Source organism: Burkholderia sp. Bp8984 (assembly GCF_003853755.1).
Classification (GTDB): domain Bacteria; phylum Pseudomonadota; class Gammaproteobacteria; order Burkholderiales; family Burkholderiaceae; genus Burkholderia.
The window spans coordinates 87,874-107,308 of record NZ_QTQN01000025.1; the positions used below are offsets into that span (position 1 = coordinate 87,874).

General features: G+C 70.3%; 24 protein-coding genes. 7 read left to right on the plus strand and 17 right to left on the minus strand.

The window, feature by feature from the left end; genetic code table 11:
• The first annotated feature begins 8 nt into the window (after nucleotides 1–8).
• A complete protein-coding gene (dnaQ, locus tag DID98_RS24125; RefSeq protein ID WP_124571578.1) occupies nucleotides 9–743 on the plus strand; it encodes a DNA polymerase III subunit epsilon in 735 nt (244 codons plus the stop codon).
• 40 nt (nucleotides 744–783) lie between these two features.
• Here dnaQ and DID98_RS24130 read toward each other — a convergent pair whose 3' ends face one another.
• Nucleotides 784–1,116: a YnfA family protein gene (locus tag DID98_RS24130; protein WP_044844907.1), complete on the minus strand. Its 333-nt coding sequence runs from the start codon at nucleotides 1,114–1,116 to the stop codon at nucleotides 784–786.
• Nucleotides 1,117–1,656: 540 nt separating this feature from the next.
• On the opposite strand from DID98_RS24130, the gene proP reads away from it, so the two are divergent.
• On the plus strand, nucleotides 1,657–3,141 hold the full coding sequence (gene proP / locus DID98_RS24140) for a glycine betaine/L-proline transporter ProP (RefSeq protein WP_124523557.1): 1,485 nt from the start codon (nucleotides 1,657–1,659) through the stop codon (nucleotides 3,139–3,141).
• Between the two features lie 117 nt (nucleotides 3,142–3,258).
• Here the strand turns inward: proP and DID98_RS24145 are convergent, their stop codons facing one another.
• Both DID98_RS24145 and DID98_RS24150 read right to left on the minus strand, forming a co-directional pair.
• On the minus strand, nucleotides 3,259–3,456 hold the full coding sequence (locus tag DID98_RS24145; protein ID WP_044844954.1) for a hypothetical protein: 198 nt from the start codon (nucleotides 3,454–3,456) through the stop codon (nucleotides 3,259–3,261).
• A 343-nt stretch (nucleotides 3,457–3,799) separates the two neighbouring features.
• A complete protein-coding gene (locus DID98_RS24150) occupies nucleotides 3,800–4,429 on the minus strand; it encodes a glutathione S-transferase family protein (RefSeq protein ID WP_044844909.1) in 630 nt (209 codons plus the stop codon).
• A 182-nt stretch (nucleotides 4,430–4,611) separates the two neighbouring features.
• On the opposite strand from DID98_RS24150, the gene phaZ reads away from it, so the two are divergent.
• Nucleotides 4,612–5,835, plus strand: coding sequence for a polyhydroxyalkanoate depolymerase (gene phaZ / locus DID98_RS24155; protein WP_124571579.1), 1,224 nt, complete (start codon nucleotides 4,612–4,614; stop codon nucleotides 5,833–5,835).
• Here phaZ and DID98_RS24160 read toward each other — a convergent pair.
• The 11 genes from DID98_RS24160 to madL all read right to left on the minus strand — a co-directional run bounded on the left by DID98_RS24160 (nucleotide 5,822) and on the right by madL (nucleotide 14,799).
• Nucleotides 5,822–6,490, minus strand: a complete 669-nt coding sequence (locus DID98_RS24160) for a phosphoribosyltransferase (protein ID WP_124571580.1) — start codon at nucleotides 6,488–6,490, stop codon at nucleotides 5,822–5,824. The genes phaZ and DID98_RS24160 overlap by 14 nt on opposite strands.
• A 175-nt stretch (nucleotides 6,491–6,665) precedes the next feature.
• The gene (locus DID98_RS24165; RefSeq protein WP_124487570.1) at nucleotides 6,666–7,187 is read right to left on the minus strand and encodes a phospholipase D-like domain-containing protein; all 522 of its coding nucleotides are present in this window, start codon (nucleotides 7,185–7,187) and stop codon (nucleotides 6,666–6,668) included.
• Nucleotides 7,188–7,348: 161 nt separating this feature from the next.
• A complete protein-coding gene (gene mdcH, locus DID98_RS24170; protein WP_124571581.1) occupies nucleotides 7,349–8,281 on the minus strand; it encodes a malonate decarboxylase subunit epsilon in 933 nt (310 codons plus the stop codon).
• Nucleotides 8,278–9,180 (minus strand): triphosphoribosyl-dephospho-CoA synthase MdcB, encoded by a 903-nt coding sequence (gene mdcB / locus DID98_RS24175; protein ID WP_124571582.1) that lies wholly within the window; start codon nucleotides 9,178–9,180, stop codon nucleotides 8,278–8,280. Before mdcB ends, mdcH begins: the two co-directional genes overlap by 4 nt.
• Complete coding sequence (gene mdcG / locus DID98_RS24180) at nucleotides 9,177–9,845, minus strand: malonate decarboxylase holo-[acyl-carrier-protein] synthase (protein ID WP_124571583.1); 669 nt, start codon at nucleotides 9,843–9,845, stop codon at nucleotides 9,177–9,179. Before mdcG ends, mdcB begins: the two co-directional genes overlap by 4 nt.
• Entirely contained in the window at nucleotides 9,832–10,539 is a 708-nt protein-coding gene (gene mdcE / locus DID98_RS24185; protein WP_044844914.1) for a biotin-independent malonate decarboxylase subunit gamma, read from the minus strand. The genes mdcG and mdcE overlap by 14 nt, the downstream gene beginning before the upstream one ends.
• A complete protein-coding gene (locus tag DID98_RS24190) occupies nucleotides 10,526–11,461 on the minus strand; it encodes a biotin-independent malonate decarboxylase subunit beta (protein ID WP_124571584.1) in 936 nt (311 codons plus the stop codon). The genes mdcE and DID98_RS24190 overlap by 14 nt, the downstream gene beginning before the upstream one ends.
• The gene (mdcC, locus tag DID98_RS24195) at nucleotides 11,458–11,772 is read right to left on the minus strand and encodes a malonate decarboxylase acyl carrier protein (RefSeq protein WP_044844916.1); all 315 of its coding nucleotides are present in this window, start codon (nucleotides 11,770–11,772) and stop codon (nucleotides 11,458–11,460) included. The genes DID98_RS24190 and mdcC overlap by 4 nt, the downstream gene beginning before the upstream one ends.
• A 10-nt stretch (nucleotides 11,773–11,782) precedes the next feature.
• A complete protein-coding gene (gene mdcA / locus DID98_RS24200; RefSeq protein WP_124571585.1) occupies nucleotides 11,783–13,456 on the minus strand; it encodes a malonate decarboxylase subunit alpha in 1,674 nt (557 codons plus the stop codon).
• 168 nt (nucleotides 13,457–13,624) lie between these two features.
• A complete protein-coding gene (madM, locus tag DID98_RS24205; protein WP_124571586.1) occupies nucleotides 13,625–14,392 on the minus strand; it encodes a malonate transporter subunit MadM in 768 nt (255 codons plus the stop codon).
• Between the two features lie 11 nt (nucleotides 14,393–14,403).
• Nucleotides 14,404–14,799 (minus strand): malonate transporter subunit MadL, encoded by a 396-nt coding sequence (gene madL / locus DID98_RS24210; RefSeq protein WP_044844919.1) that lies wholly within the window; start codon nucleotides 14,797–14,799, stop codon nucleotides 14,404–14,406.
• Between the two features lie 333 nt (nucleotides 14,800–15,132).
• On the opposite strand from madL, the gene DID98_RS24215 reads away from it, so the two are divergent.
• Together DID98_RS24215 and DID98_RS24220 are read left to right on the plus strand one after the other, a co-directional pair.
• Nucleotides 15,133–15,981 carry a LysR substrate-binding domain-containing protein gene (locus tag DID98_RS24215; protein ID WP_039322076.1) on the plus strand — a complete coding sequence of 283 codons (849 nt, stop codon included), beginning with the start codon at nucleotides 15,133–15,135 and terminating at the stop codon, nucleotides 15,979–15,981.
• Between the two features lie 171 nt (nucleotides 15,982–16,152).
• Complete coding sequence (locus DID98_RS24220; RefSeq protein ID WP_124571587.1) at nucleotides 16,153–16,434, plus strand: DUF4148 domain-containing protein; 282 nt, start codon at nucleotides 16,153–16,155, stop codon at nucleotides 16,432–16,434.
• Nucleotides 16,435–16,472: 38 nt separating this feature from the next.
• Here DID98_RS24220 and DID98_RS24225 read toward each other — a convergent pair whose 3' ends face one another.
• Nucleotides 16,473–17,390 (minus strand): 3-hydroxyacyl-CoA dehydrogenase NAD-binding domain-containing protein, encoded by a 918-nt coding sequence (locus DID98_RS24225; protein WP_124571588.1) that lies wholly within the window; start codon nucleotides 17,388–17,390, stop codon nucleotides 16,473–16,475.
• A gap of 245 nt (nucleotides 17,391–17,635) precedes the next feature.
• Here DID98_RS24225 and DID98_RS24230 point away from each other — a divergent pair, with 245 nt between their 5' ends.
• Both DID98_RS24230 and DID98_RS24235 read left to right on the plus strand, forming a co-directional pair.
• The gene (locus DID98_RS24230; protein ID WP_044844922.1) at nucleotides 17,636–18,076 is read left to right on the plus strand and encodes an Hsp20/alpha crystallin family protein; all 441 of its coding nucleotides are present in this window, start codon (nucleotides 17,636–17,638) and stop codon (nucleotides 18,074–18,076) included.
• Nucleotides 18,077–18,092: 16 nt separating this feature from the next.
• The gene (locus DID98_RS24235; protein ID WP_124571589.1) at nucleotides 18,093–18,509 is read left to right on the plus strand and encodes an Hsp20/alpha crystallin family protein; all 417 of its coding nucleotides are present in this window, start codon (nucleotides 18,093–18,095) and stop codon (nucleotides 18,507–18,509) included.
• A gap of 121 nt (nucleotides 18,510–18,630) precedes the next feature.
• On the opposite strand, the gene DID98_RS24240 is transcribed toward DID98_RS24235, so the two are convergent.
• Together DID98_RS24240 and DID98_RS24245 are read right to left on the minus strand one after the other, a co-directional pair.
• The gene (locus DID98_RS24240; protein WP_124571590.1) at nucleotides 18,631–18,933 is read right to left on the minus strand and encodes a zf-TFIIB domain-containing protein; all 303 of its coding nucleotides are present in this window, start codon (nucleotides 18,931–18,933) and stop codon (nucleotides 18,631–18,633) included.
• Nucleotides 18,934–18,994: 61 nt separating this feature from the next.
• On the minus strand, nucleotides 18,995–19,435 hold a 441-nt coding region (locus DID98_RS24245), incomplete at its 5' end, for a TerC family protein (protein WP_148093542.1).

Sequence of the window (19,435 nt, forward strand, 5' to 3'; positions counted from 1 at the left end):
TATCCGACATGCGCCAGATCATTCTCGATACCGAAACCACCGGCCTGAACCCCCGCACGGGCGACCGCCTGATCGAAATCGGCTGCGTCGAGCTGCTGAACCGGCGGCTCACCGGCAACAACCTGCACATCTACGTGAACCCCGAGCGCGACAGCGATCCGGGCGCGCTGGCCGTGCACGGCCTCACGACCGAATTCCTGAGCGACAAGCCGAAGTTCGCGGAAGTCGTCGACCAGATCCGCGACTTCGTGAAGGACGCCGAGCTGATCATCCATAACGCGCCGTTCGACCTCGGGTTCCTCGACGCAGAATTCGCGCGGCTCGACCTGCCGCCGTTCACCGAGCATTGCGGCGGCGTGATCGACACGCTCGTGCAGGCCAAGCAGATGTTCCCGGGCAAGCGCAATTCGCTCGACGCGCTGTGCGACCGGTTCGGCATCAGCAACGCGCACCGCACGCTGCACGGCGCACTGCTCGACTCAGAGCTGCTCGCCGAAGTCTATCTCGCGATGACGCGCGGCCAGGACAGCCTCGTGATCGACATGCTCGACGACACAGGCGCCGACGGCGGCGCGGCGAACGGCCAGCGCGTGGCGCTCGCGTCGCTCGAGCTGCCGGTGCTCGCGGCGAGCGACGACGAACTGGCCGCTCACCAGGCCCAGCTCGACGAACTCGACAAGTCGGTCAAGGGCGCCTGCGTATGGCGCAAGTCCGCCGACGCGGACGCCGCCGAAGCCGCCTGACGCGGCGCCTCACGCGCCGAAGCCGTGCCTGCAGCCGCGCTCAAGCGCGCGGCTGCAGTGCGATGACGGCCATCCCGCCGAGCGCGAGCATCGCGCCCGCCACATCCCAGCGGGTCAGCGCGATGCCGTCGACCGCCCGCAGCCAGATCAGCGCCACCGCGATATACACGCCGCCGTACGCCGCATACGTGCGCCCCGCCGCGCTCGGGTGGAGCGTCAGCAGCCACGCGAACAACGCGAGCGACAGCGCGGCCGGCACCAGCAGCCAGACAGGCCTTCCCCCTTTCAGCACGAGCCACGGCAGGTAGCAGCCGACGATCTCGGCCAGTGCAGTGACGGCGAACAACGCCGCAATCCTGATCAGTTCGGTCATCCGGTTCCTCGCAAATTCGGCCCCCATCCGGCGGGCCGCGCGACCCCGCCGCGCGCCGCCGATCATACCGGAGCCGGCCCCGCCGAAACCGCCGCCAGACGGGGGATTCCGGGCAATTTGCACGATCGTCTGTCATCGTGCTATCATGTCGCCTGTTTCAACATTCAATCTCTGTCTATTCGATTTCGCAAGAAGTCCGTCCGCGCATTGCGGGCCGGTGCTTCGACCGAAATTGCATCCACAGGAAAGCCCGCCCGACAGGCCCGCTTTTCTCGTTTCGTTGCCCCTCCGGGGCGCTTGCCGGAACGCCGGACTCCGTCCGCGCCGGCATCTGCCGCTCGCATCACGCGGCCCATTCTTCATGAGCGCACCGTCGCGACGGCCCATCGGGCCCGCGTCGAAGCAGTCCCTTACGGCCCTTTACCGCCTCATGTGCAGTAAGCGCTTAAATGGCCTGCCCCGACGCGCAGCACACGACATCGCGCTCGCCGGCAAACCGTGTCGGACGGCCCGCCCGTTCCGGCGCAGTCAAAGGAGTGCATGACCTTGACCGCAACACACGTCAGCCCGACCGCTGCTTCTTCCTCCACGTCGTCCGGCGAGGCTCCGCTCGCCGCGGACGACATTACCGTCGTCGACCAGAGCCTGCTCAAGCGCGCCGTCAGCGCGATGGCCATCGGCAATGCGATGGAATGGTTCGACTTCGGCGTCTACAGCTATATCGCCGTCACGCTCGGTAAAGTGTTTTTCCCGTCCAGCAGCCCGTCCGCGCAGCTGCTCGCGACCTTCGGCACGTTCGCGGCCGCGTTCCTCGTGCGCCCGCTCGGCGGCATGGTGTTCGGCCCGCTTGGCGACCGCATCGGCCGCCAGCGCGTACTCGCCGCCACCATGATCATGATGGCCGTCGGCACCTTCGCGATCGGCCTGATCCCCAGCTACGCGTCGATCGGCATCATGGCGCCCGTGCTGCTGCTCGTCGCCCGCCTCGTGCAGGGCTTCTCGACCGGCGGCGAATATGGCGGCGCCGCCACCTTCATCGCCGAGTTCTCGACCGACAAGCGCCGCGGCTTCATGGGCAGCTTCCTCGAGTTCGGCACGCTGATCGGCTATGTGATGGGCGCCGGCGTCGTCGCGCTGCTCACCGCGTCGCTGTCGCAGGAAGCGCTGCTGTCGTGGGGCTGGCGCGTGCCGTTCCTGATCGCGGGCCCGCTCGGCCTGATCGGCCTGTACATCCGGATGAAGCTCGAGGAAACGCCGGCGTTCAAGCGCCAGGCCGAGGAGCGCGAAGCGCAGGACAAGGCCGTGCCGAAAGCGCGCTTCCGCGAGACGCTGATGCGCAACTGGCGCGCGCTGCTGCTCTGCGTCGGCCTCGTGCTGATCTTCAACGTGACCGACTACATGGTGCTGTCGTACCTGCCGAGCTTCATGTCGTCGACGCTGCACTTCGACGAGTCGCACAGCCTCGTGCTGGTGCTGATCGTGATGGTGCTGATGATGCCGCTGACGCTCGCCGCCGGCCGCCTGTCGGACAAGGTCGGCCGCAAGCCCGTGATGCTGGCCGGCTGCGTCGGCCTGCTCGCGCTGTCGATTCCGTCGATGATGCTGATTCATGCGGGCACCACCGCGTCGGTGTTCGGCGGCCTGCTGATCCTCGGCGTGCTGCTGTCGTGCTTCACCGGCGTGATGCCGTCGGCGCTGCCGGCGCTGTTCCCGACCGAGATCCGCTACGGCGCGCTCGCGATCGGCTTCAACGTGTCGGTGTCGCTGTTCGGCGGCACGACGCCGCTCGTCACCGCGTGGCTCGTCGACGTGACCCACAACCTGATGATGCCCGCGTACTACATGATGGGCGCGGCCGTGATCGGCATCGTGTCGGTCGTCGCACTCGCCGAAACCGCACGCCAGCCGCTCAAGGGCTCGCCGCCGGCCGTCGCGTCGCGCCGCGAGGCACACCAGCTGGCGCGCCAGCTGCGCGAGGAAGACGACGCGGAAATCTACGGCGTCGTGTCGCCGGCGCGCGCCTGAGCGTCGCCCGCTCGCCCATGAAAAAGCCCCGGCCGAAGCCGGGGCCCGATCGAACCCGATCCGCCCGACCGGCTTGCGCCGGCCGGGCGTTTTTTTATCCGTAGACGTGACGCGGGTTCATGCGTGCGCTTCGCAGTGGCGGCAGAAGATCAGCGCACGCGAACGCGACACGGCTGCCTGCGCGCCCCGCGCGGCGACGATCAGGCCGACCTGGCCGAGATTGAAGTCGCGCTCGACCATCAGCTGCGTCAGCGCGGCAAGCGGCAACACGACGGACGGGTGGTACAGACTCGATTCGATCAGCGCTCTCATCATCGGCTCCATCAGGCAATGCATATTCGATGGAGTGGATTCTAGGGACGGCCCGCATCCGGATAAACAGCGCGATTGCGAAGTCACTTGTCAGCGGCGGAGAACAATCGGCACGTCCTTGCCGGACGGGGCCGGGCGGGCAGCGCACGAGCGCGCGGGCGCATAAGACGCAGCGGCGCGACGTGGTTTTCAGCACGTCGCGCCGAACAATAACGCGCGGTCGGACGCGCCGCGGACTGCGGTTGGGTCGATACGCGCCGAATGCCGGCCCGGTTCCGACGCGGCGGGGCCGGACGCGCCGCCGTCGCCCGCCGTCGTTCCGGTGCCGCCGCGATCGACGCCGGATTCAGGCGAGCGGCGTCTCGACAAACGCCGGCAGCGCTTCCGCACGCGCCGAATGCGCGGCCAGCGCCGGATACCGGGCCGGATCGATCCGCGCGAGCGCCGGATAATCGGCCGCCATGAATTGCGTGAAGCGCCAGGCGACGGCGACGGTCACGTCGGACTGCAGCAGCCGCGCGCCGCCGAACCAGCCGTTCGCGGCCGCGACGAGCGGCTCGAGTTCGCCGTACGCGGCCTCGAGCTGGCTCAGCACGCGCTCGAGCCAGGGCGCGTGCTGCTTGTCGGTCGGCCGCAACGCGTGCTCGTACACCACCTGCACCGTCTTTTCGGCCGCCGCCAGCGCGAGGCCGACCGGCACCAGCGTGCGCAGCCGCGCGTCGGCGGCGTCGGGCAACAGGCGCCGCTCCGGCGCGACGCGATGGTCGAGGTAGTCGACGATCAGCGACGAATCGAGCAGCGTCGCACCGTCGTCGGTCACGAGCGTCGGCGCCTTCACGACCGGGCTGAACGACCGGAACCGGTCGAACTGACGAAACACCGAGACCGACTCGTGTTCGAACGGCAGGTCGAGCAGCTTCGCCGATATGGCGACACGGCGCACGAACGGGGAATCCAGCATGCCGATCAGCTTCATCGCAAACGCTCCGCTTGAGGGAATGGGACCGACGACTGTAGCAGCGCCGTGCGCCGGTGCCTAGCGCGATGCCGCCGAAACGCGCGGCGAAATCCGCGTCGTCCGGTCACGTTTCCGACACCCGCTGCGCGCCCGGAGTGACCATAATGCAGATTCACCCCCCTTCCGCCTCGAGGTTCGCCATGTGGTACGACGTCGTCGAGCAGCAGCGGGAATGGATGCGCGCCTGGCGCGACGCGACGCGCCACGCGTTCGACGTATGGCCCGCCGCGACGCTGCCGCACGCCGTGTCGTCGTGCTACGACGACCTGTTCGAACCGCTCCTCGGGCCGGCCGCCGGGCCGCCGCGCTTCGAGATCCGGCGGCCGGCCGTCGACGAGCGGATCGTCGCGCGCACGCCGTTCTGCCAGTTGCGGCGCTTCGCACGCGACGATGCGCGGCGCGCGGTGCTGCTGTGTGCGCCGCTCGCGGGGCACGCGGCCGTGATGATGCGGGAGACCGTCGAGGCGCTGCTCGCGGACGGCGACGTCTGCGTGACCGACTGGGTCAATGCGCGCGACGTCCCGCTCGCGGCGGGCCGCTTCGGGCTCGACGAGTACGTGGCGACGCTCGACGGCTTCGTCGACGCGCTCGCCCGCGACGACCGGCCGCTGCATGTCGTCGCCGTATGCCAGGCCACCGTTCCCGCGCTCGGCGCACTCGCGCTGCGCGCCGCGCGCGGCCACGCACCGCCCGCGAGCGTCACGCTGATCGGCGGGCCGCTCGACGCACGCATCAACCCGACCACGCTCGGCACCACGGCCGCGTCCCGTTCGCTCACGTGGTGCCGCCGCCACCTGATCGACATCGTGCCGCCCCGCTTCCCCGGCCGTGGCCGGCACGTGTTCCCGACCTATCTTCAGCAGGGCGAGATCGCGCTGCTGTATCCGCAACGCTTCCTGACGCTGATCGAGGACTACGCGCGCGCCGCGTCGCACTTCGACCTGACGGCGCTGGCGGACGCGCGGCGCGCGCTGCGCGAATACACGGCGCTGCTCGACATGCCGGCCGAATACTTCCTGGACACCGTCGATATCGTGTTCCAGCGGATGTGCCTCGCGAACGGCACGTGGCAAGTCGGCGGCCAGCGCGTGGAGCCGGCCGCGCTGCGCGGCGTCGCGCTGCTGACGGTCGAAGGCGGTTGCGACGCCGTCACCGGCGCCGGCCAGACGCATGCGGCACTCGACATGTGCCGCGGCCTCAAGGCCGGCGAGCGCCAGCGTCTCGATATCGACGACTGCGATCACTACGGGCTGTTCACGGGCGCGCGCTGGCACGGCAACGTCCATCCGGCGCTGCAGCGCGTGTTCGCGCAGGCCGAAGCCGTTCGCCCGATATCGCGCCGGCGCCGGGTCAGGCGGACGTGAGGTCGTCGTCCGGCCCGTGGGCAGCATCGAGGAGCGCGCGCACCTCGTCGTCGCCGGTCTGGTCGAAACGCGCGTAGAACTGGCTGATCCCGAAGAAGCGCAGCGGCTGCGACACCGTCACGAACGCATCGGCCAGATCGTCGAACGCATGCTGGGCGCCGGCCGGCGCGACGGGTGCGGCGGCCACGATGCGCGCGGGATGGCGCTTGCGCAGCGCCTGCAGTGCGACGCGCATCGACGCGCCGGTCGCGATTCCGTCGTCGACGACGATCGCGATGCGCCCGTCGACCGGCAGCGGCGGCCGCGCGCCGCGATACAGCGTGTCGCGGCGCTGCAGTTCGGCGGTCTCGCGCACGATCACGTCGGCCAGCTGGGAATCGGACACGCCCATCGCGCGGATCGCCGCGTGCTGCAGGTGGATCGCCCCGCCGGTCGCTATCGCGCCGATCGCGAATTCGGGATCGGAGGGCATGCCGAGCTTGCGCACGACCAGCACGTCGAGCGGCGCGCGCAGCGCCTGCGCGATCGGGAATGCAACCGGTACGCCGCCGCGCGGCAGCGCGAGCACGACGACGTCGCGACGCCCCGCATAGTCGTGCAGCGCGAGCGCAAGCTGACGACCCGCGTCGGCGCGATCGGCAAAACACTCGGTCAAGATCGGCTCCCTGCCGTTGGGCCGGATGCGCGACCTGCGCGCCGGCACCTGTTCAACGAGCATGGTTCATCGGACACGCCGATGCAAGCGGGGTCATACCGGCGTCCGCGGCAGGCCGATCGCGGCAAGGAATAGGATGGGTGGCGTTCGCCCGGGGCGGGCCGCCGTCAAGCGCTTAGAGCCCGCCGGCCTGCCGATACAACCGCCAGAACGACTGCGCGTACGACTGCGCGAGTTCCGGCGCACGCTGGAACACGTTGACCGTTTCCGCGTGCGCGGCCGCGTCGTCGGACAGCGTCGTCAGCGCGACGCTGTCGTCGACGATCACGAAGCGCGGTGCGGGGTCGCCGTGCCGCGAATCGATCGCCACGTCGATGCCGGCCGATTTCAGATAGCCCGCGCCGCTGTACTTGCCCGCACGCGGCGAGCGAACCAGCACGACCCGTACGTCGATCCCGCGCGAACGCGCCGCGCGCAGCGCCGCCGCGACCGCGGGCGGCACGTACGCGTAGCCGGCCAGCAGCACGCGGCGCTGTGCCTGACCGATCAGGTCGACGGTCGCGTCGGCCGCCGCATTGTCATACGAAAAGTACCTGCCGACCGCGGCGGCGTCGGACGGGATCGGGCTGGCGTGGGCGGTCGCCGCACAGCAAAGCGCGGCGACGAGGAAGGCGGCTGGTCTCATGGCGGGCGCCATTGTAGCGACGCCAATTCGCATGACAAGCGCCTGCTGCAGCGCTGCTGCGCCGGCGCAACACCCGGCGCGGAACGACCGGTCGGCAGGCGGATTTCGAAGCGGAATTCGAAGCGGACTTGAAGCGGTTCCGGCGCGTGATCCGGCCGCTTGCACGCCGCCGGTCAGCCGGCCGCGACGCGCGCGAGCCAGCTCGCGATACCGTCGACGGAACGGAAATCCGCGACGCTGCGGGCCGGCAGCGCCGGATACGCGCCGCCCGCCATCTCGGCCAGTGCGCGGCCCGGGCCGAGTTCGAGAAACGCGGTCGCGCCGGCCTCGACGCACGCGGCCAGGCAGGCCGCCCACTCGACCGGCTCCGCGATCTGGCGCGCAAGCTTGTCGAGCCCGGCGTCGACATCGAGCACCGACGCGCCGTCGATCCCCGAAAACAGTCGCGTGCCGGGCAGCGGCCGGCGCACGTTCACGGCGGCCAGCGATGCGCGAAACGCGGGCACCGCCGCCGCGAGCCGGTGCGTGTGCGACGCGATCCGCACGCACACGGGCGCGACACGCAGCGCACCGTCGCGTGCGGCGGCGTCGGCCACCGCGGCGACGTCGGCCTGCCGCCCGGCCAGCACGTAAGCATCGCCCGGATTGGCGATCGCGATCGCCGCATCGCGGCCGTCGCAGAGTTGCGCGAGCCGCGCACGCGTGAGCCCGCGCACGAATGCCATCCGTTCATCGCCGCCGCTCGCGGCATCCATGGCGCGCGCGCGCGCCTCGGCCAGCGCCAGCGCGTCGTGCGGATCGATCATCCCCGCGACGCTCCACGATGCGACTTCGCCGACGCTGTACCCCGCGACGCAACGACGCCGCGGCCACATCGCCTCGAGCAACATCGTCGCCGCAAGCGCCTGCACCGTGCAGAGGATCTGCGCAGCGCGGTTCTCGCGCAGCGCATCCGGTTCGGCGTGCCGCACCCAGTCGCGCGGATCGTCGCCGAGGAGCCGGCCGGCGTGCGCGAACAGCGCATCGGCTTGCGGCACCGCGCCGGTCAGCTCGAACATGTCCGCACGCTGCGCACCTTGTCCCGAACAGAGGATCGCCAGCGTCATCGTCCCGCCTCGTTCGTCTCGCCCGTCTCGCCCGTTTCGCCCGTTTCATCCGTTTCGAGCGCATCGACGAACACGCTCATCGCCAGCAGGTCGGCCGCGCCGCCCGGGCTCAGCCGGCGCGCGACGAACGCGCGGTGCGCGGCGGCCGCTCGCAGTCGCCAGTCGCGGGCGCGGATGCCGCCGCGGGCAACGAATGCGCGTGCCGTGGCGCGCGCGAAATCGAGGCCGGCCTGCCCGCCGCGGTGCAGCAGGTTCGTATCGTCGAGCGCGGCGATCAGCGCGAAGCAGGCGTCGACGCGCGCGGCCTCCGGATCGTCCGGCATGCGGCACCGCGCGCGGCGCAGGGCCGGCAGCCCGACGTCGTACACGGTCGTGAACCCGTCGGCCGCCTCGCGACGCGCGCCGCCGACGCCGTAGCGGCGGCTCGCGCGCTCGCCGTGACTGTCGGGCAGCCGCGGGCCGCCGAGGATCTCGGTGCCCCAGCGCCGCGCGACGAACGCGCCGAGCGTCAGCGTGCGTGCCGCGGTGCCCGGCACCGTGCGGCGGCCGGCGGCCGCGCACAGCAGCCCGAGCCCGAAGATCGCGCCGCGATGCGTGTTGACGCCGCCGGTCGCGGCAAGCATCGCGTGTTCCGCGCGCAGCCCGATCTTGCGCAGCACGGCCATGTCGGCGTCACGCGCACCGGCTTCGGCGAGCTCCGCGAAGTACGGCCGCAGCACGGCCGCGCTGCGCACGAACATCGTGGCATCCATGTCCGCGTGACTGCCGCTGTCGACGTGACTGACGAGGCCCGGCTTCGGATAGGTGTCGATTTCCAGCACGAGGCTGTGCTCGGCGAGTTCGGCGATGCGCTCGGCATCGGACGGCGCCGGTGCACGGCAGGCGGCCCAAGCACTCATCGCGTGCCTCCGGTGAATGCGTCGGCAGGCATCAATTCGACGGCCATCGCCGTCTTGACCGCGACTTCAGGCAGCCGCGCATGCAGCTCGCGCCAGTTCACGCCGGCGCCGTCGTCGCGCAGCAGTTCGCCGTCGATGCGCATCGGCGCGTGTTCATCGAGTGTCGCCAGGCCGTCGAGCAGAGCGGCGAGCGATGCGGCGTCAGGCAGCGGAAACACGATGTCGAGATCGGACGACGCGCTCAGGTAGCGCTCGCCCGTCAGCGCCTGCCATGCGAGGCTGCCGAATACGCGGCCCTGCACGCCGCAGCGGGCGCCGAGCGCAGCCAGGTCGCGCAGCGTCGCGTGCCATGCGTCGGGTGCGACAGCGAGCACATCGGCGAGCGTGGGCAGCGGACCGACCGACGCGAGCGCGTCGGCGGCGACGTTCATTGCAATGCGCCGCTTGCCCGCCGAAGGCGGCAGCGGCAAGCCGAGCGGGATGCGCCCCGCATCGGCCTCGTCGGGCGACGCGCGGCGCACGATCAGCGGCCAGCCGTGCGCGGCCCACGCCTGCACGAGCGGATCGGCCGCCAGCGCGGGATCGCGCGCGCAGGCCGCGCCCCACCCGGCCGCCGTCAGCGTGACGAGCGTGTGGCGGCGCAGCGGCGTGTCAGCGTGCGGCACGCGCGAGTGCCTCGACACGCCGCGCGACGTCGGCCGCGACCGGCCGGCCGCGCGCCGCACGCACGTCGTTGCGATCGGCCGGCTTGCCGAGCCATTCGGCGACCTGCGCGTCGAGCGCGCGTGCCGGGTCGAGCACGGCGTCGACGGCGCCCATCTTCACGAGATTGTCGAGCCCCGGCGCGAACACCGGCGTCGAGCGCGCCATCTCCTTCAGCACGTCGATCGGCAGCTTCGTCACGCGCGACATCGACGGCAGGTCCATCACTTCCGGCTCCGCGCCCGGCAACGCGAGCAGCGTGCGCGTCGCGAGCGCGGTCGCGATGAACGCGCCCGCGGCCGTATGGCCGTACAGCAGGCCGATCGTCCGGTGCCCGGCGAGCTCCGCGTGCATCAGGCATTTCGCGAGATGCGACAAGCCTTCGTTCAGGCCGAGCAGTTCGTCGCGCTTGCTCATCCGCTGGCTGTCGCTGTCGACGAGCACGAGAATCGGCGTGTCGCCGCCGCGCCCGATCGTGTCGAGCACGTGCGACGCGAGCGTCACGGCTTCGTCGATGCCGAACGGCAGCCGGTCGGCGACGCCGATCACGTCGACGCGCGTGCCGGTCAGATCAGCGTGGCCCGCCAGCAAGCCGCCGGTCCGCGTGATCGCGTGGCCGTTCGGGAACAGCGAGGTCAGTACTTCATCGAGCGTCATGCTGCGGCTCCTGCAGTTGATCGGCGAGCTTCGCGAATTCACCGTCGGGCATGCCGGGAATCGCTTCCGGCTCGCTCGCGCCGAGCGCACGCCACACGTCGAGCGCGTCCTTGCATGCGCCGAACCGTTCGACGCGCGCTTCGAGACGCGCCTGCTCCGCGCGCAGCATCGCCGCGTCGAATTTCGGCGCACGGCCGATCAGGTCGAGCGCGGCCGCGCGAAACGCGTCGGGCGTATCGGCCACGTAGCGGTCCGCGCCGCCGATCAGCCGGCGGTGCTTGCCGCCCATCGTGCGCCAGATCAGCGCGCGATCCTTCGCGTCGAATTCCTCGACGCCGCGATTGGTCTCGATCACCTCGGGCCCCGACACGCTGATGCGCCCCTGCTCGGACACCGCGAGCGCCGAACAGCACGCGGCAAGCAGCCCGCCGCCGCCGTAGCAGCCCGCACGCCCGCCGATCAGCCCAATCACCGGCACGCCGGCCGCGCGTGCCTCGACGAGCGCACGCATGATCTCGGCGATCGCCAGTTCGCCCGCATTCGCTTCCTGCAGCCGCACGCCACCCGTATCGAACAGGATCAGCACCGGCGTGCCGAGGTCGCGCGCCGCACGCAGCAGCCCCGTGAGCTTCGCGCCGTGTACCTCGCCGAACGCGCCGCCCATGAAGCGGCCCTCCTGCGCGGCGACCAACACCGGCGTGCCGTCGAGCCGGCCGCGGCCGACCACCATCCCGTCGTCGAACTGCTGCGGCAGGTCGAACAGCGGCAGGTGCGGGCTCGTCACACGATCGCCCGGCCCGAGAAATTCGGTGAAGCTGCCCGCGTCGAGCAGCCCGTCGACGCGCTGGCGCGCCGACGCTTCGTACCAGCTCGCGCGGTTCGCGACGAATGCGGGTGCGTCGTGGATCGCGTCGGTCATCATGCGCCTCCCTCGATCGCTCGCACGGCTTGCGCGAGCCGCAGCGACACCATGTCGGGCCGCGCGCCGCCGTCGTTGATCGACAGCTTCAGGCCGCCCGGCGCGCGCCGTTCGACGAAGTCCGACACGACGGCCTGCCACACCGCGCCGAAACCGACCGCCGCGGTGCGGATGTCGATCTCGCATTCGTTGCCCGGCAGCACGCGCTCGACGAGCACCTCGAGATTGCCGGACGCGACCACGCCGACGAGCGCCGTGGCCAGTTCGCCCTGCGCGCGTTCGCGCGCGGTGAAGCGATAGTTCAACTGTTCCATGCCCTTGTCCTCACCAGTTGCGGAACCGGGCCGGCGGCGCATACAGGCCGCCCGACCAGTGCACGAGATCCTTGATCGAGCGCGCGGCAAGCCAGCGGCGGTCGGCGTCGAGCGGATCGATACCGAGATCCTCCGGGCGGCGGATCACGCCGCGCTCGCGCAGCCGCTCGACCAGCCTGCGATCGCGGCCGCGGCCGACTTCCGTATAGCCGGCCACGCCGCGGATCGCGTGCTCGCGTTCGTCCTTGTCGCGGCACATCAGCAGGTTCGCGATCCCTTCCTCGGTGACGATGTGCGTGACGTCGTCGCCGTAGACCATGATCGGCGCGAGGTCGAGCTGCAGCTTGTCGGCGAGCTTCAGCGCGTCGAGCTTCTCGACGAACATCGGCACGTTCTTGTCGCCGAACGTCTCGCCGATCTGCACGACCAGCTTGCGGCCGCGCCTGAGCGCCGCCGGCGTGTCGGGGTCGGCTTCCGCGCCGGCCTTCAGCCACGGCTCGCTCGGATGGCGCCGGCCGCGCGCGTCGCTGCCCATGTTCGGCGCGCCGCCGAACCCGGCGATCCGCTCGGCCGTGACCGTCGACGAATGGCCGGACAGGTCGATCTGCAGCGTCGAGCCGATGAACATGTCGCATGCGTAGAGGCCGGCGGTCTGGCAGAACGCGCGGTTCGAGCGCAGCGACCCGTCGGGGCCCGTGAACCATACGTCGGAGCGCGCGCGGATGTAGTCGTCCATCCCGACTTCGGAGCCGAAGCAGTGAACCTGCTCGACCCAGCCCGATTCGATCGCGGGAATCAGCGTCGGGTGCGGATTGAGCGCCCAGTGCGTGCAGACCTTGCCCTTCAGCCCGAGCTTCGCGCCGTAGGTCGGCAGCAGCAGCTCGATCGCGGCCGTGTTGAAGCCGATCCCGTGGTTCAGGCGCTTGATCCCGTACGGTTCGTAGATGCCCTTGATCGCGAGCATCGCGGTCAGGATCTGGGTCTCGGTGATCGCGGCCGGGTCGCGCGTGAACAGCGGCTCGACGTAGAACGGCCGGCCGGCCTCGACGACGAAATGCACGCGGTCGCCCGGAATGTCGACGCGCGGCACCTTGTCGACGATGCGGTCGACCTGCGCGATCACGATGCCGTCCTTGAACGCGGTGGCTTCGACGACGGTCGGCGTGTCTTCCGTGTTCGGGCCGGTGTACAGGTTGCCGTCGGCATCGGCGCTGACCGCCGCGATCAGCGCGACCTGCGGCGTGAGATCGATGAAGTAGCGGGCGAACAGTTCAAGATAGGTGTGCACCGCGCCGAGCGCGATCTTGCCGCCGAACAGCAGCTTCGCGATGCGCTGCGACTGCGGGCCCGAATACGCGAAGTCGAGACGCTTCGCGATGCCGCGCTCGAACACGTCGAGATGCTCGGGCAGCACGACGCCCGACTGCACCATGTGCAGGTCGTGGATCTTCGCGCTGTCGACATCGGCGAGCGCGATGGCGAGCAGGTCGGCCTGCTTCTGGTTGTCGCCTTCGAGGCAAACGCGGTCGCCGGGCCGCAGCACCGCTTCGAGCAACGCGACGGTGTCGCGCGCATCGACCCGCTTGCCGCGCGCCCCGGAGGAAGTGGCCTTGGGCCACGCGAAAGCCGCGCCGGCCGCGAGGCGTCCATCGCGCGCCTGCCGCGCGTGATTCCATCCCGTCATGAACAGTTCTCCCGCTTCGATGGTTCAGCGGCATTCTAAGCCTGGCGCCGCCGCCGATTGATGATGTTGACGAATGCGACTCAGAGGACGCCGCGATGGATGCGGCCCCGCCGCGGCCCGCGCGCGCCGGTGCTTGCGCACGGGTCGCCCGGATCGCACGCGTGGCGGTTATGCGCCGACCAGCGCGCGTGTCGTGAAGAACAGCACCGACGGCCCGAGCAGGCAGCCGACGCCGGTATGGAACGTCGCGACCAGCGCGCCGTACGGCACGAGCCGGCGATCCGTCGCCGCGAGGCCCGCGCTCACGCCGCTCACGGTGCCGGCGAGGCCGCCGAAGATCATCGCGGAGCGTGGCGTCTTCAGGCCCATGAAGTTGGCCGCGACCGGCGTGCCGACCATCACGATGATCGCCTTCACGAGGCCCGTCGCGATGCTGAGCGCGATCACGTCGGAGCTCGCGCCGATCGCCGCGCCCGTGACGGGCCCGACGATGTAGGTGACCGCGCCCGCGCCGATGGTCGTCATGCTGACCGCATCGGTATAGCCGAACGCGCGCGCGATGCACGCGCCGACGATGAACGGCAGCACGGTGCCGAGCAGCAGCGACACGACGCCGACGAGGCCGGCCTTGCGCGCCTCGGTCGGCTGCACTTCGAACGCGGTCGCGACGATCGCGAAATCGCGCAGCATCGCGCCGCCCATCAGGCCGATGCCGGCGAACAGCTTGACGTCGGCCAGCCCCTTCTCGCCGCCGGTGAACGCGCCGCCGACGTACGCAAGCACGAGGCCGATCACGATCGCGATCGCCGAGCCGTGCACGCGGCCGAAAGTGAGCTTGCGCGACGCGAGCGACGACAGCCACATGATCAGGCCGACCAGCGCGAACGACGCGACGAGCCCGTTGTGGGCGACGGTTTTTTCGAGCATCTGCAGCATCGCGGCCTCCGTTACTGTTCTTCGAATTGCGGCACGCCCGCGAAGGCCGTGTCGTCGCGCCCGGTGCGCACGAGTACCGCGATGCAGCATGCGCAGATCGCGACCGCGCCGATGGCGGCGAGCAGCGCGACCGGCCCGCCCTTCAGCGCGGCGACGACGTTCTGGTTCGCGGCCATCGCGACGACGACCGGGATGTACATCGCGCCCCAGAAACCGACGCCGGCCTCGGTCTCCTTCGGCAGCCAGCCGCGCCGGTGCAGCCACAGGCGCAGGCAGATCAGCAGCAGCATCGCGATGCCGACGCCGCCGACGTTGGTCTTCACGCCGATCGCTGCGCCCAGCAGGTCGCCGAGGAACAGTCCGGCCAGATGGCAGAACGCCAGCAGCGCGGTTCCGTAGATGATCATGAGTCGTCTCCAGTCTCTTCGTGACGGGTGCCTGACGCGTGCGGGAGTCGGGCCCGCATGCCGGTTCCGGGCGCGGACTGGGTGTCTCCTGCGGCGGGGCGCCGCGGCCCGGCGGCTCGTCGTGCGAGCGCGTTCTCAGGCGGTCGATGGGATGATGCGGTTTCGGGCCGGACGCCGGATGGCTTAGACTGACCGATGGAGCCGGCGGCGCGACACGGGCTACGCGTCCGGTGCGCCCCGTTTGCATGGGCCGCACCAGCGCGTGATCCGATACTAGCGCCGCACCATCCGGCCATTTATGAAGTTGTCGAAACCGATTCAGTGGATTTAGCAATGCGTCCATTACCGCCCGAGCTGCTGCGCAGCTTCGTCGCCGTCGCCCAGTCCGGCAGTTTCACCGCCGCGTCCGAACGCGTGAGCCTGTCGCAGTCGACCGTCAGCCAGCACATTCGCCGCCTCGAGGAGCTGCTCGACCGGCCGCTGTTCGAGCGCGACACGCGCAACGTGCACCTGTCGCAGCACGGCGATGCACTGTTCCGCTACGCGGTGCGCATCCTCGAGCTGATGGACGAGGCCGTCACGTCGGTGTGCGGCCCGCCGCTGTCGGGCAAGGTGCGGCTCGCGATGTCGGAGGATTTCGCGTCCGCGCACCTGACGGCCGCGCTCGCGAGCTTCGTGCAGCGCAATCCGGAAGTCGAGCTGGCGATCTCGACCGGGCTGTCGGGCGACCTGTTCGATGCGCTCGACGAAGGCCGTCACGACCTCGTGTTCGCGAAACGCGTCGCGGGCAGCCGGCGCGGCCGCGTGATCCGCAGCGAACCGCTGTACTGGTGCACCGGCCCCGATTCGCGGATCACCGGCCACGAGGCCGTGCTGCCGCTCGCGATGCATCCGGAGCCGAGCGTATCGCGCCGCCGCGTGCTCGAGTCGCTCGAGGCGGTCGGCCGCCCTTACCGGATCGCCGTCGTGAGCAGCAGCATCGCGGTGCTGCGCGCGGCCGCGAGCGCGGGGCTCGGCGTCAGCGCGTTCGCCGGCTACGTGATTCCGGCCGGGCTCGCGCGGCTCGACGCGGGGCTCCCCGAACTCGGCGAACTCGAATACGTGATCGACCGGCCGGCGGCCGCGTCGCGCTCGACGCTCGCGCTCGAAGCGACGCTGATCGCGGCGGCGGCCGAGCTGTAAGGCTGGCTGCCGCCTTCACGCCAACGCCGCCGCGGTGTTCGCGCGCAACTGACCATCTTGCCCGGAACGCGTCAGCGTCCGCGCAGTCCCCGCTCGCGACAATGGGCCGCATCGGAACGCACGGCAGTGTGCCGCGCGTCCGCTGTCCCGTCCCCTTGATCGGAGCACACCATGAACGTCGTGCGAATCGCCGTCGCGGCCGCCGCAGCCGCGCTGCTGTCCCCCGCCTTTGCGCAAACCGATGCCGCCGCCCCCGCGCAGGGCCTCACGCGCGCGGAAGTCGTCGCCCAGCTGAAGCAGGCCTACCTCGACGGCGAATTGCCGACCAACGACGGCAACTATCCGCCGGATGCCGCGACGCGCGCGCGCAATCGCGAACTGGTGCAGGCCGCGCTGCCCGCGTGGCTCGCGCAGACGCCGCAGCCGGCACCGCAAGCGGCCGTGCAGCAATAGCCTTCCCGGCGCGACCGGCACGCCGCGCGGCGACGCGCTCAGGGCAGGAAGCTGCGGCGCCGCGCGTCGACCAGCTCGACGAGCAGCCGGTCGCGCTCGGCCGCCAGTTCCTGCATCGAACGCTCGCCCTGGATCGCGCGCAGTTCGTCGTTCAGCTTGCGATCGACGGCCGGATCGAACGACGGCGTGCCGAGGTCGTCCCACCACGTCGTGATCGGCCCCGACAGGTGTTCGAGGAAGTGTGCGATCCCGCCCGCGCCACCGCCGAGGTGATAGGTCAGGCACTGCCCCATCAAGCCCCAGCGCAGGCCCGGCCCCCACGCGACCGCCTTGTCCGCATCGGCGACGCTCACCACGCCTTCGCCGACGAGGTGATACACCTCGCGAAACAGCGCGGCCGCGAGCCGGTTCGCGACGTGGCCGGTCATCTCCTTGTTGAGCACGATCGTCTGCTTGCCGAGTGCGTCGTAGAACGCCTTCACGCGCGCGATCACGCTCGGGTCGGTCGCGCTGCCGCCGACCAGTTCGACGAGCGGAATCAGGTGCGGCGGGTTGAACGGATGCGCGATCAGGCAGCGTTCCGGATGCCTGTCGCACGCGGTCTGGATCTCGGACATCTTCAGGCCCGACGAGCTCGACGCGATCGGCACGCGCGCGGGCAGCACGTCGTCCATCTGCCGGTACAGCGCGCGCTTCAGGTCGAGCCGCTCGGGGCCGTTTTCCTGCACGAAATCGACGCCGTCGAGCGCGCGCACGAGATCGGCATCGAACGACAGCCGCGCGGAAAGTTCGGCGGCCCGCTCGCCGAGGAAGGCCGCGAGCGCGTCGCGCAGCCGCGCGTCGGCCTGCGGTGCGGGATCGGTCGCGACGACGTCGAAGCCCTTCGACAGATAGAAAGCCGCCCAGCTCGCGCCGATCACGCCGGCCCCGACGATCGCGATGCGTTGAATCTCCATGTCCGTTCCGTCTCCGTGGTCTGTGGATAGCGCGACGATTGTCGCATCGATCCCCGTCACGACGCGTTGATGCCGATTGCACTTTCCCTCTTGAAAACCACCGCGGCGGCCTCTAATTACCCGTTGCCAGGCAGTGCCCGTCACGCGCACTGCCCCCGTTTCGACTCAGCGGAAAACCGTGCGTCGCACTCGCCATCGGCGTCGCGCCATCGTGTCTTTCGCGTCTCATGTTCCGGAGGATCCTCATGAGCGGTATTCATTTCGGTCACGACCTGTTCGACGAATTCGCCCGGGTGCAGCGGCAGATGGCGAGCCTGTTCGGCGAGCCCCCGACCGGCATCCGCGCGGTGCGGCCGAGCGCGTTCCCCGCGCTGAACGTCGGCGCGACCGACGACGCGATCGAGATCGTCGCGTTCGCTCCCGGCATGGCCGCGGCCGACTTCGACGTCTCGATCGACAAGGACCTGCTGACGATCAGCGGTGAGCGCAAACCCGCACCGCACGACGCCGGCGACGACGTACGCACCTACGCGCAGGAGCGCTTTCACGGCGCGTTCCGCCGCGTGGTCGAGCTGCCGCAGAACGCGGACGCCGACAACGTCAGCGCCCGCTATGAGAACGGCTGCCTGCTGATTCGCGTCGGCCGGCGCGAGGCCTCGAAGCCGCGCGCGATCACCGTTCAGTAACCTTCAGGAGAACGATATGAATACGAGCCAGAGCCAGACCCTGACCGAACGCCAGACCGGTGCCACGCAGGCAGCCGCCGCCGAAGCCGCGCGCCGGCCCGCGATCACGCCGGCCGTCGATATCGTCGAAGACAGGCAGCGCGTCACGCTGCGTGCCGACCTGCCCGGCGTGCCGCGCGAAAACCTCGACGTGAAGGTGCACGACAACACGCTGACGATCGAAGCCGACACACGCATCGACACGTCGGCCGACCTGCGCGTGCGTCACGCCGAAGTCCGCGCGCCGCGCTACGTGCGCACGTTCGTGCTGAGCCCCGACCTCGACACGTCGCGGATCGATGCGAGCCTGCGCGACGGCGTGCTCACGCTGACGATTCCGCGCCGCGAGGAAACGCGCCCGCGCCGCATCGACGTGACGGCCGGCAACGCGTAACGTCGGCGCGTGTTCGTCACGCGACGCGCATGACGAATGACGAATGACGAAGCCCCGCCGGGCATGACGCGCGGCGGGGCTTTTTTTCGATGTGCCGAGCAGGACACGCTCGCCGTCGCGTTCAATCGAAATCGAACAGGTCGAACACCGACTTCTTGCGACGCCGGCCGTCGTGCCGGTAACGGTCGTCGGGCACGCGGCCGTCGCGCCCCCAGCCGTCGTCACGCCCGCGCGGCGCCTGCGCATCGTGCCGCACCGGCACCTCGTCGCGGCGCGCCGGCCCGTCGCCGGTTTCGCGCGCGATCAGCTTGTCGAGTTCGCCGCGATCGAGCCACACGCCGCGGCACGTCGGACAGTAGTCGATCTCGATCGATTGCCGCTCGGCCATCAGCAGGTCGGGCGTCTTGCAGACCGGACATTTCATCGCGTTTCTCCTTTCGTCGGACATTCCGAATCGAGGGCTGGCCACGGCCCGCCCGCCTGGCTCAGCGACCTTCGCCGCGCGCCACGCGCTTCGCCTTCGCGCGCCGCGCCAGCATGTTCATGCCCTCGACGAACGCCGAGAACGCCATGGCCGCGTAGATATAGCCCTTCGGCACGTGCGACCCGAAGCCTTCCGCGATCAGCGTCATGCCGATCACGACGAGGAACGACAGCGCGAGCATCACGATCGTCGGGTTGCGGTCGATGAAACGTGCGAGCGGCTGGGCGGCGAACAGCATCACGGACACCGCGACGATCACCGCGACGAACATGATCGGGACGTGCTCGGTCATGCCGATCGCGGTCACGATGCTGTCGATCGAGAACACGATGTCGAGCATCACGATCTGGCCGATCGCGGCCCACATCGTCAGGCCGGCCGCGCCGCCGGACGCGCCCGCGCCGTCGCCGTCATGCGACACGTGGTGATGGATCTCGGTGGT

What these genes read in the sequence shown, in the direction of transcription:
- DID98_RS24220 (WP_124571587.1), top strand. Translation starts at nt 16,153, where the DNA reads ATGAACGTCGTGCGAATCGCCGTCGCGGCCGCCGCAGCCGCGCTGCTG.
- dnaQ (WP_124571578.1), top strand. Translation starts at nt 9, where the DNA reads ATGCGCCAGATCATTCTCGATACCGAAACCACCGGCCTGAACCCCCGC.
- DID98_RS24230 (WP_044844922.1), top strand. Translation starts at nt 17,636, where the DNA reads ATGAGCGGTATTCATTTCGGTCACGACCTGTTCGACGAATTCGCCCGG.
- DID98_RS24150 (WP_044844909.1), bottom strand. Translation starts at nt 4,429, where the DNA reads ATGAAGCTGATCGGCATGCTGGATTCCCCGTTCGTGCGCCGTGTCGCC.
- DID98_RS24215 (WP_039322076.1), top strand. Translation starts at nt 15,133, where the DNA reads ATGCGTCCATTACCGCCCGAGCTGCTGCGCAGCTTCGTCGCCGTCGCC.
- mdcE (WP_044844914.1), bottom strand. Translation starts at nt 10,539, where the DNA reads ATGACGCTCGATGAAGTACTGACCTCGCTGTTCCCGAACGGCCACGCG.
- phaZ (WP_124571579.1), top strand. Translation starts at nt 4,612, where the DNA reads ATGTGGTACGACGTCGTCGAGCAGCAGCGGGAATGGATGCGCGCCTGG.
- DID98_RS24130 (WP_044844907.1), bottom strand. Translation starts at nt 1,116, where the DNA reads ATGACCGAACTGATCAGGATTGCGGCGTTGTTCGCCGTCACTGCACTG.
- DID98_RS24235 (WP_124571589.1), top strand. Translation starts at nt 18,093, where the DNA reads ATGAATACGAGCCAGAGCCAGACCCTGACCGAACGCCAGACCGGTGCC.
- proP (WP_124523557.1), top strand. Translation starts at nt 1,657, where the DNA reads ATGACCTTGACCGCAACACACGTCAGCCCGACCGCTGCTTCTTCCTCC.
- DID98_RS24240 (WP_124571590.1), bottom strand. Translation starts at nt 18,933, where the DNA reads ATGAAATGTCCGGTCTGCAAGACGCCCGACCTGCTGATGGCCGAGCGG.
- DID98_RS24190 (WP_124571584.1), bottom strand. Translation starts at nt 11,461, where the DNA reads ATGATGACCGACGCGATCCACGACGCACCCGCATTCGTCGCGAACCGC.
- DID98_RS24225 (WP_124571588.1), bottom strand. Translation starts at nt 17,390, where the DNA reads ATGGAGATTCAACGCATCGCGATCGTCGGGGCCGGCGTGATCGGCGCG.
- mdcA (WP_124571585.1), bottom strand. Translation starts at nt 13,456, where the DNA reads ATGACGGGATGGAATCACGCGCGGCAGGCGCGCGATGGACGCCTCGCG.
- mdcC (WP_044844916.1), bottom strand. Translation starts at nt 11,772, where the DNA reads ATGGAACAGTTGAACTATCGCTTCACCGCGCGCGAACGCGCGCAGGGC.
- madM (WP_124571586.1), bottom strand. Translation starts at nt 14,392, where the DNA reads ATGCTGCAGATGCTCGAAAAAACCGTCGCCCACAACGGGCTCGTCGCG.
- mdcB (WP_124571582.1), bottom strand. Translation starts at nt 9,180, where the DNA reads ATGAGTGCTTGGGCCGCCTGCCGTGCACCGGCGCCGTCCGATGCCGAG.
- mdcH (WP_124571581.1), bottom strand. Translation starts at nt 8,281, where the DNA reads ATGACGCTGGCGATCCTCTGTTCGGGACAAGGTGCGCAGCGTGCGGAC.
- DID98_RS24165 (WP_124487570.1), bottom strand. Translation starts at nt 7,187, where the DNA reads ATGGCGCCCGCCATGAGACCAGCCGCCTTCCTCGTCGCCGCGCTTTGC.
- DID98_RS24145 (WP_044844954.1), bottom strand. Translation starts at nt 3,456, where the DNA reads ATGATGAGAGCGCTGATCGAATCGAGTCTGTACCACCCGTCCGTCGTG.
- madL (WP_044844919.1), bottom strand. Translation starts at nt 14,799, where the DNA reads ATGATCATCTACGGAACCGCGCTGCTGGCGTTCTGCCATCTGGCCGGA.